Genomic DNA, 12,933 nt, shown 5'->3' with positions numbered 1-12,933 from the left:
TGGCGGCAAGGTCTTAGGTGTTGATGCGACGTATGCCCTGGTATTGCAACTCGGCCATGATCAACGTGTAGACGCCGGTAGCCAACGTCAGCACCACGCCGACCGTTGTCAACGGGAAGACATCGGCGAGCACGAACACCACGGCTGCGACGGCATACGCGACGTTTCCAACGGCGATCACGATGCCGGTCGCTTTAACCGACGGCCTGGCGGCGAAGGCGAAGACACCGATCGCGAAGGCGAGGAAGAACGCGCTCACGGCGTATTCGAATGCGATCGAAGTACCCGAGATTTTCGCCAGCCAGCCCGCGAGCGGAATACCGGCCAGACCCATGAGCCCGCTGGCGGTGGCGTCGGCCCGCAGGGCGAAGCGGAGGAACGAGTCGTTGCTCTCGCGGAGCCTCGGTGTGCTGAGTGCGGTCATCGGTGCGATTCCTTTCTGGTGGGTGATGGGCGACCGTTCCGGAGCCGACGCCGCAACCTCTGACGACGGCGGCTCCGGACCAGTCATGAGGGGGTCACGTCAGGCGACGCACCCCGCGGTACTGGGCGTACGCGAAGGCGAGAGTGACGGCGGTGAATGCGACGGTGCCGGCGACGCCGAGGTCAGTCAGCGGCAGCCAGCCGGCGACCAGCACCACGCCGATCGCCACCGCGAACACGATGTTGCCGACGAGCACGCCGAGGCCGACGCGCCGGACATCGGGCACTCCGGCCGCCAGAAAAAGCGCGGCACCGTAGCCGACGAGCGCGGCACCGGCGATCCACTCGCTGGTGGCCGAGAGACCGGACACTCGGGACAGCGGGTCGGCGGCCATGGCGATGACCAGTCCGATGCCCGCGCACAGCGTCGCGTCGGCCCGTAGCGCGAAACGCAGCAGGGCATCGGCGCCGACGTCATCGCGGGAGTCCCCCAGGGGTCGGGTGGTTGTCGTGGTCATGGCATCGACGATGCGCGGATACCGCTGCCAGATCGACGCAGAACGCTGCCAGTTACTGCCAACCGCAGGTCGGCGGTCAGTCTTGGGCGGCGACCAGGTTGCCGCGCAGATCGGCGGCGATAAGCCGCGCGGCGGCGTTCTGCCAGTTGTGCAGCGACCGCTGCGGCACTTCGGTGACGAACCACTGCCAGGCTCGGCGCGCCACCGGGTCGAGCCCCGCGGGCGTGGCGTTCTGGGCGTAGGCCCGCACCCCGACGACGTACGGGAAGTACAGCGAGTTGTAGTACCGCCACTGCTCGGTGGTGCCGAACTCGCCGCCATCGCGCGGTTTGAGCCGGGCGATGCGGTCGGCCAGCAGCGCCTTGAGCTCGTTGGCACGCTCCAGCGGTTGATCCGGCGCGCCGCGGGCCGCCAGGCGCTCGTCGATGATCGGCAGGGCGGTCAACGGGCTGGCGACGAGCTTGGACAGGTCGCCGTAATGGCCGAGCGCGCGCCGGGTGAGCCGGGCGAAGGTGTCGTCGTCGATGCCGTCGAGCGGGTTGGTCGACCGCAGCGGCAGCGCCGCCTCGGTGCGGCGCAGGGCGGCGCGATCGGCGCGCAGGGCGGGTGACCGGGAGAACGCCAACCGGTCCAGCACACCGGCGAGCGGATCGGCGAGCACGTTGATCGCGATCGAGATGCCCAGGCTGGTGAACAGCAGCACCGTCAGCGCGGTGTCGTGCCCCGTGACGGCCAGCCCGATCAGCGCCTGGCCACCGAACAGCACCGCCACCACGGCGGTTGCGGCGAAGGAGCGCAGCATGTCGGCACGCAACGCCTGACCCTCGTCGAACGCGTCGCCGATGGCGACCGCGATTCCCAGCAGTGCGACGTCGAACCCGGTGGACGCCAACGCCACCCAGCTCGGCACCAGGCCCAGCGGGATGACGAGGATCGCGTTGCCCAACGCGAAGAACAGCGTCGCGATGACGACGAAACCCAACACCGGGCCGGGCTGCCACCGGCGTAGCACCGCGTTGATCATCGCGCCCAACACCGAAACTGAGATCGCGGCGAACATCACCCAGTGCCCGAGGCGCACCGGGCCGTCGACGCTGCCGGCCATCGCGGCCCCGGTGAGCGCCACCGCGGCGACGCCCGCGACGAACGCGATCTCGCCCGCGCGGCTGCGCCACGTGTCGCGGGGCCGCGACAACTCCAGGAGAACCGCGAACCACGCGACGCCGGGCACGGCGACAAGGTAGATCTCGATGCGGCTGAGCGCGTCGGAGCCGCTCGTCGTTCGCACGGCGTCCAGCGCGACGACCGCCGCGAAACTGGTCAGGCCGATCGCGGCAAGGACCAGCTCGGGTTTGCGTGGGTCTCGCGCCAGGAGGTACAGGCCCAACCACCAGCTGAGCGCGAAGACCACCGCCGACAGCGCAGCCATGATCACATCCCGTAGCGGCGATGGCGCGCGGTGTAGTCCCGCAACGCGCGCAGGAAGTCGACCCGCCGGAACGCCGGCCAGTACGCCTCGGTGAACCACATCTCCGAATAGGCGCTCTGCCACAACAGAAAGCCCGACAGCCGCTGCTCCCCCGATGTGCGGATGACGAGGTCGGGATCGGGCTGGCCCGAGGTGTAGAGGTTCTCCGAGATCGCGTCGATGGTGACTGCTTCGATCAGCTGATCCCCGGAGACGCCGTTGGCCAGCTCCTTGCCGAGCAGTTGCCGGACGGCGTCGACGATCTCCTGGCGGCCGCCGTAGCCGACGGCGAGGTTGACATGGAAAGAACCCGGTCCCGCATCGGTCGACTCGACGGCGTCACGCAGCCGGCGGGCGGGCTCCTCGCCGATCAGCTCGAGGTCACCGACGGTGCGCACGCTCCAATGGTTCGCGGGCGCGCAGATCTCCTCGACGACGTCGGTGATGATCTCGATCAGCGGGGACAGTTCGTCGGGGGCGCGCTGCAGGTTCTCGGTGGACAGCAGATACACGGTGGCCATCTCGACGCCCGCGTCCTGGCACCAGCGCAGCATTTCGGCGATCTTGCGGGCGCCCATCCGGTAACCGACGCTGACGTCATCGTGGCCAAGGTCACGTGCCCATCTACGGTTGCCGTCGCAGAGCACGGCAATATGGCGCGGCAGTTGGGATTTGGCCCGCGCCAGCTCTTGGCGCAACCGCAGCTCATACAGCCGGTAGGCCGGCTCTTTGAGGCGCGGCGGAATGAGCTCCACGAGGATCCAGACTACTGTGAGGTTCACAAACCCCCATGGCATTAGTGGAGGTGACATGACCCGATCCATCGACGCCACCGATTCCGACCGGTCCGCAAGGCCGCACGGCCCTGCCGAGGACCTTCCGGAAGCCGTCGTCGACGGTGTCGCCAATTTCATCGGCAAACCGCGCGCCCGCGGCTGGATTCACGTTTACGCGGCGGTGGTCGCGGCGATCTGCGGCGCCACGCTGGTGTCGGTGTCGTGGTCGGTGCAGTCGACCCGCGCCGGGATCGCGACGTTGATCTACACGCTCACGATTGTGGCGATGTTCACCGTCAGCGGTGCCTACCACCGGGTGAACTGGAAGAACGCGACAGCGCGCAAGTGGATGAAGCGCCTCGACCACTCGATGATCTTCGTGTTCATCGCGGGTAGCTACACGCCGTTCGCTCTGTTGGCGCTGCCGTCGGGCGACGGCATGGTGTTGTTCTGGATCGTCTGGGGCGGCGCGATCGCGGGCGTGCTGCTCAAGTGTTTCTGGCCGTCGGCGCCGCGATGGGTGGGCGTGCCGCTGTACATCCTGCTCGGTTGGGTGGCCGCCTGGTTCGTCGGCCCGATCACCCACGGCGCGGGCGTCGCCGCGCTGGTGCTGCTGATCGTCGGCGGTGCGCTCTACAGCATCGGCGGCGTGCTGTACGCGCTCAAGTGGCCCGACCCGTGGCCGTCGGTGTTCGGCCACCACGAGTTCTTCCACGCGTGCACCGCGGTCGCGGCGATCTGCCACTACATCGCGATGTGGTTCGCCGTCTTCTGAAGCGCGATCTCAGAGTTGAGTGACGTTCTCCGGAGTCCAATAGGCCTTCATCGACGCGATCTTGCCGTCCTCGTTGAAGGTCATGACGCTGATGATGTCGATGCGCATCTTGTTCTCGCCCAGATCGATGGTCAGCGCCCAGTGAAACGCCGCCTCGTTGCCGAGCGCGCGCAGCGTGAGGACGTCGGTCTGGGCGCCCGCCGTAGGAAGCGCATCGTAGAAGCGACGGATCGCATCGCGGCCGATGTGCACCTCGCCGCCGCCGACCGGGTCCTCCACTGTGGCGTCGTCGGCGTAGAGCTCGGTGACGGCGTCAGCGTTACCTTGGGCGGCCAGCTCGAGATAGCGCTCGACGGTCTTTGCGTTGTCCTCAGGAGTCGACATGCGCCGAACGCTACACGGGCACACCAAGTGCGGCGGCGAGATCCTCGACGGTCGTGACCGGCAGGTCGCAGGCCCGGCCGCGGCAGACGTAGGCGGCGTCGGCGCCGTCCACCCGGTCGCGGCCGATCAGCAGCTCCGACGAGTCCACCGGCCCGCCGACGACGACAGCTCCTCCCGGGGCCAATCGGCGCGCGGCCGCCAACAGCTCCGAGTCTCCTGGCTCGCACGCGACCGCGATCTGAAGCGGCCCGCGCACCGCCGCTTCGGCGACGGCGAGCCAGTGCCCGCCCGAGCGCGGCAGCCGGGTCAGAATCGGCGTGGCGGCCGCCAGGGTGGCCTCGGCAGCCGCGGCGTAACGGCCGGCCCGTCCGGCGGGAGCGAGGTGGGCGGCCACGAGCAGCGCCTCGGCGATCAGCGACCCGCCCGACGGCGTCGCGCCATCGAGCGGATCCGCGGGCCGCACCATCAACGCCTCGGCGTCGTCGGCGGTGTCGAACCACCGGCCGGGGCGGTCGCGGTCGGAGAAGTGCTCGAGCGCGATGTCGAGCAATGTCGTTGCCGACTCCAGCCAGCGGGCATCAGCGGTCATCTGGTGCAGGGTCAGCAACCCGGTGGCCAGCGCCGCATGGTCCTCGAGGATCGCCGCGCTGTCGCCGACCTGACCGCCTAGGCTCGCGCGCCGCAACCTACCGTCGACCATGTGCAGATTCCAGACGGCATGCGCGCATTGCGTTGCGGCGTCGAGGAATTCAGGGCGGTCGAGCGCGACTCCCGCTTCGGCGAGAGCGGTGATCGCCAGACCGTTCCACGCGGTGACGACCTTGTCGTCACGACCGGGTTGCGGTCGGGTGAGCCTCGCCGCGAGTAGGACCGCGCGCACTCTGGCGAACCGTTCGGGGTCGTCGGGGTCGCGGGGTAACTGCAGCACCGAGGCGCCGTGTTCGAAGGTGCCCGCCTCGGTCACCTCGAAAAGTTCTGCAGCCCAACGTCCGTCGTCGTCACCCAGCACTTCGGCCAGCTGCGCCGGGGTGAACACGTAGGTCAGGCCTTCGACCCCGGCGGCGTCGGCGTCCAGTGAGGAGGCGAACATGCCGTCGGCACCGAGCTCATCGATCATGAACGCTGCCGTCTCCGCAGCCACTTTGCGCGCCAATGGATTCGCCGTGCGCCGCGCCCAATGGGCGTAGGCACGCAGCAGCAGTGCGTTGTCGTACAACATCTTCTCGAAATGCGGCACCACCCAGGACGCGTCGACACTGTAGCGGGCGAACCCGCCCGCCAGCTGGTCGTAGATGCCGCCGCGGGCCATCGCGGTACAGGTGCGCTCCACGGTCTCCATCGGCATGACGTCGCCGGTGCGTTCGTGGTTGCGCAGCAGCGCCTCGAGCAACGCAGACGGCGGGAACTTGGGTGCGCCAGCCGGATTGGCGGCGAATCCGCCGCGTGCGACGTCCTCGTCCTGCAGCACAGCGGCAACGGCGTGGTCACACAACGCCGGCTGCATCGGCGGCCCGCCACCCGGTAGGCCCGACGCCATCGACCGCAGCTCGTCGGTGATCTTGTCCGATGCCTCCTCCACCTCGCCGCGACGGTTGCGCCAGGTGTCGGTCACCGCGGCCAGCAGTTGCAGGAAGGTGCGCTTGGGGTAGTACGTCCCGCAGAAGAACGGCCTGCCGTCGGGGGTGAGGAAGCAGGTCATCGGCCAACCACCCTGTCCAGTCAGTGCGACCGTCGCGTTCATGTACACCGCATCGAGGTCGGGGCGCTCCTCGCGGTCGACTTTGATGCACACGAAGCCAGAATTCGCGGCGGCAGCCACTTCGGCGTCGGCGAACGACTCGTGCGCCATCACGTGGCACCAGTGGCACGCGGCGTAACCGATCGACAGCAGGATCGGCACGTCGCGACTCGCCGCCTCGGCCAGCGCCTCGGGCGTCCACTGCTGCCAGTGCACCGGGTTGTCGGCGTGCTGGCGCAGATACGGGCTGGTGGCCCGCGCGAGGCTGTTCGTGATCGTTCAACGCCTTCCGGTGACGGCTCCTCGATCGTGGGCTCGACCCTGTCAGCGCCTGATTGAGCCCTTATCCGGTTGATTGCCCGCATCAGGTGCGAGTAATCCACCGCTTAGTGTCCATCGGACACTCAGCCGCCGGGCTCGCGCTTGGGTTCGTCGGGCGGGTTGTCGGATTCGTTCGGCGCTCCGGACTCAGTCGGCGGCTCAACGGTCGCCTCCGCGTCAGCGCTGTCGAACGACTTCGGCACCTTTCGCAGGTGCCGGTTCATCGACCGGACCAGCAGGAACGTTCCGATCAGCAGCAGCACCACGACCAGCAGGCCCAGCGGACTCGCCTTGCCGAAATCCGGACCGGTCTCCCGCGGCTGGTCCTGCGTCAGCAGGATGACATTGAGCATGAGGTTCATCGATCCTCGATCCCGGCGAAAAGGTCATCCTCCGGCAGCGAGACCGGCACCCGGGAGCGGGCCAGCTCGAACTCCTCGGTCGGCCAGAGCCGCTGCTGCCATTCGATCGGCGCGCGGAAGAAGTCGCCGTTGGGATCGATCTGGGTGGCGTGGGCGCGCAGCGCGTCGTCACGCAGCGCGAAGTACTTGGCGCACTCGATCCGGGTGGTCACCCGCTTGGCGAAGATGTCGTGGTCGGGATCCCAGTGCTTGAGCCACTTCTCGAACGGGCCCACCTCACCGTGCTTGGCGAACTCGTCCTGCAGCAGTTGCATTCGTTGCCGCAGGAAACCATGGGTGTAGTAGAGCTTCTGGACATTCCACGGCTCACCGGCGTCGGGGAACAGGCGATAATCACCCGCGGCCTCGTAGGCGGCCATCGAGACCTGATGGCACCTGATGTGATCCGGGTGCGGATAGCCGCCGTTCTCGTCGTAGGTGGTCATGACGTGCGGGCGGAATTCGCGGACGACGCGCACCAGCGCCTCGGCCGGTTGCTCGAGCGGCACCACGCCCAGGCAGCCGTCGGGCAGCGGCGGCGGTGGATCGCCTTCGGGCAGTCCCGAGTCGACAAAACCGAGCCAGTGATGCTCCACCCCGAGGATCTCCGCGGCCTTCGCCATTTCATCGCGCCGGATCTCGGCCATCCGGCCGTGCACCTCGGGCAGGTCCATGGCCGGGTTGAGGATGTCGCCGCGCTCGCCCCCGGTCAGCGTGACCACGAGCACGCGGACACCCTCGTCCGCGTATCGGGCCATCATGGCGGCGCCCTTGCTGGACTCGTCGTCCGGATGGGCGTGCACGGCCATCAACCGCAGTTCGCTCAACCTGCTCTGCCTTACTAGTCGCGATCCGTCGTCTCCGGGGGATAACAACCCATCGGGACAGCCCTATAGTTCCAGTTCTGTAGAACTATCCGACGGGGAGCCTAGAAAACCAGATGATCGAGCGTCCCGCCGAGCGCTACGGGCGCCAGCGGCTGTCCCGCCGTCACCGCCGATGGGTCGCCGTCGGGTTCACGGTGCTCGCGCTGGCGGCCGGTGTCGCGGTGGCGATCGTGGCGTTCGGTCGGTTCGGCAGCGACGACGTCACGGGTGAGCTGAGCGCGTACCGCCTCGTCGACGAGGAGACCGTTTCGGTGACGATCAGCGTCACCCGCGAGGACCCGTCTCAGCCGGTGGTGTGCATCGTCCGCGCCCGGTCGATCGACGGCGCCGAGACCGGCCGACGTGAGGTGCTGGTGCCCCCGTCGGAGCAAACGACCGTGCAGGTGACTGCGCCCGTGAAGGCCACCCGGCAACCCGTCATCGGCGATATTTACGGCTGCGGCACCGATGTGCCGCCGTATCTGGTGAGCCCTTGAGATCACGATGATTCATGGGGCACAACAAACGGCGAACTGCGAATACGTGACGAACCGCTGTCGTCGCGGTGCTATCATGGTTCGAGTACACGGTTCCCGCTGGGGCCGTGTATTGCTGCATTTGGTGCGCTGATCAAGCCTCTTGATTAGTACCTGACGAACGCGGCAATACACGTCAAGCTCCCGGCGCCGCACCCACAAGACTTCTTACGCGAGAAGTGCGCGAGAGCAACGACGACAGGAGCGCGACGACATGACCGACACGCAGGTCACCTGGCTGACGCAGGAGGCATACGACCGGTTGAAGGCGGAGCTCGACCAGCTGATCGCCAACCGGCCGATCATCGCCGCCGAAATCAACGACCGCCGTGAAGAGGGCGACCTGCGCGAGAACGGCGGTTACCACGCCGCTCGTGAGGAACAGGGTCAGCAGGAAGCGCGAATCCGGCAGCTGCAGGAGCTGCTCAACAACGCCAAGGTCGGCGAGGCGCCCAAGCAGTCCGGCGTCGCGCTGCCCGGTTCGGTGGTCAAGGTGCAGTACGGCGACGACGAGAACGACACCGAGACGTTCCTGATCGCCACCCGCCAGGAGGGCATCAGCGACGGCAAACTCGAGGTGTACTCGCCGAAGTCGCCGCTGGGCGAGGCGCTCATCGACGCGAAGGTCGGTGACGTGCGCACATACACGGTGCCCAGCGGCAGCACGGTCAAGGTGAAGCTGCTCGAGGCCGAGCCTTACCACGCCTGACACAGGCGCCGAGGAGGGTGCGGTTTAGCATCCGCTCATGGCGCAGATCGCCGAGGACCTGTTCCTCCTGCTGATCGACAACGCGTCCGCGCAGCCGGTTCTGGACCGTCACCGCCGCGAGCGGGTGTTGTCTGCCGCGGTTCTGCTCGATCTGGCGCTCGCCTGCCGGATCCGGCCGTCGGTCGACGGTGAGGCGGTCGAACGCGGCCACCTGATCGCGCTTGCGGTGGCGGGTGCAATGGACCCGGTCGCCGAACCGGCGTTCGAACTGTTGCAGCGCCGTCCGCTGCGCCCGAAAACGGCGGTGAAGCGGCTGGCCAAGCACACCGAGAGCCACATCGCCGGCCAGTTGGAGCGCACCGGTCAGATTCGGCGTGTTCCGTTGCCGGACAAGCGATTCGGCCATGAGTTCGCGTGGCCGCTGATCAACCGTGACCGCGCCGGGCTGGCCCGTTCGGCACTGTTGTCGGCACTGTTCGACCGCAGGCCACCGACTCCGACGACGGCGGCGATCATCTCGCTGCTGCATGCGGTCGACGGACTGGGCGCGCTGCTGAGCCTCAACGACCGCGGATGGCGGTGGGTACACGCGCGGGCGGGCGAGATCTCGCTGGGCAGCTGGGTCGACGAGTATCCGACCGGGCTGCCCGAGGTGAACCTGGCGATCACCGCGTCGGCATTGCGCCCGGCGCTGACGTAGTCTGCGCGGCTAACTGAGCGCCTGCTCCACATCGGCGAGCAGATCCGCGACGTCCTCGATGCCGACCGACAGCCGCACCAGGTCGTCGGGCACCTCCAACTGCGAACCGGCCGTGGAGGCGTGGGTCATCGCACCGGGATGCTCGATCAACGACTCGACACCGCCCAACGACTCGGCGAGGATGAAAACCTCTGTCCGCGAACAGAATTTACGCGCCGCGTCCGCTCCCCCGCGCAGCCGCACCGAAATCATGCCGCCGAACCCGCTCATCTGCCTGGCCGCTACCTCGTGTCCCGGATGCCCGGGCAACCCCGGGTAGAGCACGGTCTCGATCGCGGGATGACCGTCGAGGAACTCGGCGAGCACCGCCGCGTTGTCGCTGTGCCGCTGCATGCGCAGCACCAGCGTCTTCAAACCGCGCAAGGTCAGGTAGGCGTCGAACGGGCCCGGGACCGCGCCCGCACCGTTCTGCAGGAAGGCGAACGCCGAGTCGAGTTCCTCGTTGTTGGTCAGCAACGCACCGCCCACCACGTCGGAATGCCCGCCGATGTACTTGGTGGTGGAATGCAGCACGATGTCGGCCCCCAGCAGCAGCGGCTGTTGCAGCGCTGGCGAGGCGAAGGTGTTGTCCACCAACACTTTCACGTTCGATGTCGCCGCGAGTTGGGCGATCCCGGCGATGTCGGCGATCGACAACAACGGGTTGGTGGGCGTCTCCACCAAGATCAGCCGGGTGCTGGGGGTGACCGCCGCGCGCACCGCATCGAGGTCGGCGAGCGACACGGCCGTGTAGTCGATGCCCCACTTGGTGAACACCTTGTCGATCAGCCGGAAGGTTCCGCCGTAGGCGTCGTCGGGCATCACGACGTGATCGCCCGGCCGCAGAATCGCGCGCAGCGCGCAGTCGGTGGCGGCCATACCGGACGCGAACGCCCGCCCGTAGGTGGCCGCTTCGACCGCGGCCAGCGAGGTCTCCAACGCCGCTCGGGTCGGATTGCCGGTCCGGGCGTACTCGTACCCGTCGCGCAACCCGCCCACGCCGTCCTGCGCGAATGTCGAACTGGCATAGATCGGCGCGTTGACCGCCCCGGTGGTCAGGTCGGGCCGGACGGCGTGGATGGCCTTGGTGGACAGGCCATGCCTTCTGTTCTCGGTCATCATCGCTCAGCCTAGCGATGCCGGTGCTGCGCGCGGACCGGTGTAGACATGGACCATGAGCTCCCCTACCCGTCTCGACGATCTGCTCGAGTTGGATTCATATCTGTCGCCCGAGGACGTCGAGTTGCGCCAAACGGTGCGCCGGTTCGGCGAACAGCGGCTGCGGCCGTACATCGCAGAGTGGTTCGAGACCGGTCAGGTACCGGTCCGCGAGCTGGCCTCGGGTTTCGGTGAGCTCGGGCTGTTGGGTATGCACCTGAAGGGTTACGGCTGCGGCGGCTCGACGGCGACGGCGTACGGCCTGGTCTGCCAGGAGCTCGAGGCCGTGGACAGTGGTCTGCGCAGCCTGGTTTCGGTGCAGGGCTCGCTGGCGATGTTCGCGATCCACCGCTGGGGCAGCGAGGAGCAGCGCAACCAGTGGCTGCCGGCGATGGCGGCCGGCGAGGCGATCGGATGTTTCGGGTTGACCGAGCCCGATTTCGGGTCGAACCCGGCGGGGATGCGCACGACCGCGAAGCGGGATGGCACGGACTGGATCCTCAACGGGTCGAAGATGTGGATCACCAACGGCTCGGTCGCCGACGTGGCGGTCGTGTGGGCTAGAGCAGATGAGGGGATCATCGGATTTCTGGTGCCCGCGGGCACGCCCGGTTTCTCTGCTACCGACATGACACACAAGTTGTCGCTGCGAGCCTCGGTCACCTCGGAACTGCACTTGGACGACGTCCGGTTGCCCGCCGACGCGAAACTGCCCGATGCGCGCGGGTTGTCGGGCCCGCTGAGCTGCCTTTCTGAGGCGCGATTCGGCATCGTGTTCGGTAGCGTCGGCGCGGCCAGGGACTGTCTACAGACGGCGCTGGACTACGTCGGCAGCCGCGAGGTATTCGACAAACCGCTGGCGGCCTACCAGCTGACCCAGGCCAAGATCGCCGACATGGCAGTCGAACTCGGCAAGGCGCAGTTGCTGGCGCTTCACCTGGGCCGGCTGAAGGACGAGGGCAGAATCCGACCCGAGCAGGTGAGCTTCGGCAAGCTCAACAACGTCCGCGAAGCGATCCAGATCGCCCGGCAGTGCCGAACACTGTTGGGCGCCAACGGGATCACCTTGGAGTACCCGGTCATCCGGCATGCCAACAACCTGGAGTCGGTGTTGACCTACGAGGGCACCTCGGAGGTGCACCAGATGGTCATCGGAGAGGCGCTGACCGGTGTCAGCGCCTTCCGATGAGCCGCCCTGAACCTATTGCGGGTTGGTCTGCGGCGGCGGCCCCGGCGGCAGGGGCTGCGGGTTGAGCTCGGCGACCTGACCACGGCTGAGCTTGCGCCACGCATGCACCAGAAAGAGCTCGGCCAGGGGGACGGCAACAAGCAGTCCGATGCCGCACAGCAGCGCGCCCACGAACGTGATGACCGCAACCATCAAATACGTGAGAAGCGCGGGTACGAAATTGTCCTTCACCGTTGCGAAACTCGTCTTGATGCCGTCGATCGGTGAGAGGTTGCGATCGACGATGGCGACGATGGCGAAGACCGTGAAGAGTCCCACGACCAGACCACCGATGATCACAATCTGGCCGATCGCCGTCAGAATGCCGATGATCAACGTCGCGAGAATGACGCTGACGACGTTGCGCGGCTTGAAGAACGACCCGATCGTGACCCGTCGCCCGTCCGCGATGTCGAGCACACCTGCCAGGTACGCCGAATGGATCGCGCCGATGACCACCAACCCCACCAGCGAGCCGACGATGAGGACCAGGATGCTCGTCCCTCCGAGCGACGAACTCGTCTCGTACTCGAATCCGTACTCGGAGGACTCATAGGTGGTCACCGAGTCCGGTGCCGTGGCGAACATGAGGCCGACGACGATGGCGGAGAGCACCCCGATGATCAGTGCGTAGATCAGCATCGGGACGATCAGCGCTGCAGCGTTCTCCTTGAACTTGCCGAACGCCCAGTTGAAACTGTCGCCCACGTTGACCTGCTGCCCTGCACTGGATCCCGGACCCCAGGCCGGTGGATAGCCGCTCGTCGGTGGGGGGTATCCGGGCCCGGTCGGCGGTGGCGGGTATCCACCCGCGGGCGGCGGCGGGTAGCCGCCCTGCTGCGGAGGCGGCGGATAACCGCCGGGCGAGGGTGGCGGCGGGTAACCCCCGGGCG

General features: G+C 67.5%; 15 protein-coding genes. 5 read left to right on the top strand and 10 right to left on the bottom strand.

From position 1 onward, the window contains the following. Positions 1-13 precede the first annotated feature (13 nt). From AU188_RS08575 to AU188_RS08560, 4 genes are all read right to left on the bottom strand, one after another. Positions 14-424, bottom strand: a complete 411-nt coding sequence (locus AU188_RS08575; RefSeq protein ID WP_059163370.1) for a hypothetical protein — start codon at positions 422-424, stop codon at positions 14-16. A gap of 94 nt (positions 425-518) precedes the next feature. Then, positions 519-941, bottom strand: coding sequence for a hypothetical protein (locus tag AU188_RS08570; RefSeq protein WP_059163312.1), 423 nt, complete (start codon positions 939-941; stop codon positions 519-521). A gap of 76 nt (positions 942-1,017) precedes the next feature. Further along, positions 1,018-2,370 carry a hypothetical protein gene (locus tag AU188_RS08565; protein ID WP_059163369.1) on the bottom strand — a complete coding sequence of 451 codons (1,353 nt, stop codon included), beginning with the start codon at positions 2,368-2,370 and terminating at the stop codon, positions 1,018-1,020. Positions 2,371-2,372: 2 nt separating this feature from the next. Then, positions 2,373-3,164: a (2Z,6E)-farnesyl diphosphate synthase gene (locus tag AU188_RS08560; RefSeq protein WP_059163368.1), complete on the bottom strand. Its 792-nt coding sequence runs from the start codon at positions 3,162-3,164 to the stop codon at positions 2,373-2,375. A gap of 55 nt (positions 3,165-3,219) precedes the next feature. On the opposite strand from AU188_RS08560, the gene trhA reads away from it, so the two are divergent. After that, complete coding sequence (trhA, locus tag AU188_RS08555; RefSeq protein ID WP_059163311.1) at positions 3,220-3,960, top strand: PAQR family membrane homeostasis protein TrhA; 741 nt, start codon at positions 3,220-3,222, stop codon at positions 3,958-3,960. A gap of 9 nt (positions 3,961-3,969) precedes the next feature. Here the strand turns inward: trhA and AU188_RS08550 are convergent, their stop codons facing one another. The 4 genes from AU188_RS08550 to mca all read right to left on the bottom strand — a co-directional run bounded on the left by AU188_RS08550 (position 3,970) and on the right by mca (position 7,631). Continuing rightward, positions 3,970-4,344 carry a nuclear transport factor 2 family protein gene (locus tag AU188_RS08550; protein ID WP_059163310.1) on the bottom strand — a complete coding sequence of 125 codons (375 nt, stop codon included), beginning with the start codon at positions 4,342-4,344 and terminating at the stop codon, positions 3,970-3,972. Positions 4,345-4,354: 10 nt separating this feature from the next. Then, positions 4,355-6,358: a thioredoxin domain-containing protein gene (locus AU188_RS08545; RefSeq protein WP_059163309.1), complete on the bottom strand. Its 2,004-nt coding sequence runs from the start codon at positions 6,356-6,358 to the stop codon at positions 4,355-4,357. Between the two features lie 128 nt (positions 6,359-6,486). Continuing rightward, positions 6,487-6,765 carry a hypothetical protein gene (locus AU188_RS08540; protein WP_059163308.1) on the bottom strand — a complete coding sequence of 93 codons (279 nt, stop codon included), beginning with the start codon at positions 6,763-6,765 and terminating at the stop codon, positions 6,487-6,489. Beyond that, the gene (mca, locus tag AU188_RS08535) at positions 6,762-7,631 is read right to left on the bottom strand and encodes a mycothiol conjugate amidase Mca (protein WP_059097977.1); all 870 of its coding nucleotides are present in this window, start codon (positions 7,629-7,631) and stop codon (positions 6,762-6,764) included. Before mca ends, AU188_RS08540 begins: the two co-directional genes overlap by 4 nt. Positions 7,632-7,744: 113 nt before the next feature. Here mca and AU188_RS08530 point away from each other — a divergent pair, with 113 nt between their 5' ends. The 3 genes from AU188_RS08530 to AU188_RS08520 all read left to right on the top strand — a co-directional run bounded on the left by AU188_RS08530 (position 7,745) and on the right by AU188_RS08520 (position 9,615). After that, a complete protein-coding gene (locus AU188_RS08530; RefSeq protein ID WP_059163307.1) occupies positions 7,745-8,167 on the top strand; it encodes a DUF4307 domain-containing protein in 423 nt (140 codons plus the stop codon). A 253-nt stretch (positions 8,168-8,420) separates the two neighbouring features. Further along, positions 8,421-8,915, top strand: a complete 495-nt coding sequence (greA, locus tag AU188_RS08525; RefSeq protein WP_059163306.1) for a transcription elongation factor GreA — start codon at positions 8,421-8,423, stop codon at positions 8,913-8,915. A 37-nt stretch (positions 8,916-8,952) separates the two neighbouring features. Then, entirely contained in the window at positions 8,953-9,615 is a 663-nt protein-coding gene (locus tag AU188_RS08520) for a GOLPH3/VPS74 family protein (RefSeq protein WP_059163305.1), read from the top strand. 9 nt (positions 9,616-9,624) lie between these two features. On the opposite strand, the gene AU188_RS08515 is transcribed toward AU188_RS08520, so the two are convergent. Next, the gene (locus tag AU188_RS08515; RefSeq protein ID WP_059163367.1) at positions 9,625-10,773 is read right to left on the bottom strand and encodes a cystathionine gamma-synthase; all 1,149 of its coding nucleotides are present in this window, start codon (positions 10,771-10,773) and stop codon (positions 9,625-9,627) included. 55 nt (positions 10,774-10,828) lie between these two features. Between AU188_RS08515 and AU188_RS08510 the strand changes: the two genes are divergently transcribed. After that, a complete protein-coding gene (locus AU188_RS08510) occupies positions 10,829-12,001 on the top strand; it encodes an acyl-CoA dehydrogenase family protein (RefSeq protein ID WP_059163304.1) in 1,173 nt (390 codons plus the stop codon). Between the two features lie 12 nt (positions 12,002-12,013). On the opposite strand, the gene AU188_RS25500 is transcribed toward AU188_RS08510, so the two are convergent. Further along, the coding region (locus AU188_RS25500; RefSeq protein ID WP_059163366.1) for a DUF2189 domain-containing protein at positions 12,014-12,933 on the bottom strand (920 nt) is incomplete at its 5' end.

Source organism: Mycobacterium sp. IS-3022, assembly GCF_001500065.1.
Classification (GTDB): Bacteria; Actinomycetota; Actinomycetes; order Mycobacteriales; family Mycobacteriaceae; genus Mycobacterium.
Note: the sequence above shows the minus strand (reverse complement) of the source record. Positions and strands in the feature narration are given on the sequence as shown.

Bases quoted from the DNA above. Each gene is read 5' to 3' on its own strand.
- AU188_RS08565 (WP_059163369.1), bottom strand. From the start codon at position 2,370: ATGGCTGCGCTGTCGGCGGTGGTCTTCGCGCTCAGCTGGTGGTTGGGC.
- AU188_RS08515 (WP_059163367.1), bottom strand. From the start codon at position 10,773: ATGACCGAGAACAGAAGGCATGGCCTGTCCACCAAGGCCATCCACGCC.
- AU188_RS08510 (WP_059163304.1), top strand. From the start codon at position 10,829: ATGAGCTCCCCTACCCGTCTCGACGATCTGCTCGAGTTGGATTCATAT.
- AU188_RS08520 (WP_059163305.1), top strand. From the start codon at position 8,953: ATGGCGCAGATCGCCGAGGACCTGTTCCTCCTGCTGATCGACAACGCG.
- AU188_RS08530 (WP_059163307.1), top strand. From the start codon at position 7,745: ATGATCGAGCGTCCCGCCGAGCGCTACGGGCGCCAGCGGCTGTCCCGC.
- trhA (WP_059163311.1), top strand. From the start codon at position 3,220: ATGACCCGATCCATCGACGCCACCGATTCCGACCGGTCCGCAAGGCCG.
- AU188_RS08575 (WP_059163370.1), bottom strand. From the start codon at position 424: ATGACCGCACTCAGCACACCGAGGCTCCGCGAGAGCAACGACTCGTTC.
- AU188_RS08540 (WP_059163308.1), bottom strand. From the start codon at position 6,765: ATGAACCTCATGCTCAATGTCATCCTGCTGACGCAGGACCAGCCGCGG.
- AU188_RS08570 (WP_059163312.1), bottom strand. From the start codon at position 941: ATGACCACGACAACCACCCGACCCCTGGGGGACTCCCGCGATGACGTC.
- AU188_RS08550 (WP_059163310.1), bottom strand. From the start codon at position 4,344: ATGTCGACTCCTGAGGACAACGCAAAGACCGTCGAGCGCTATCTCGAG.
- greA (WP_059163306.1), top strand. From the start codon at position 8,421: ATGACCGACACGCAGGTCACCTGGCTGACGCAGGAGGCATACGACCGG.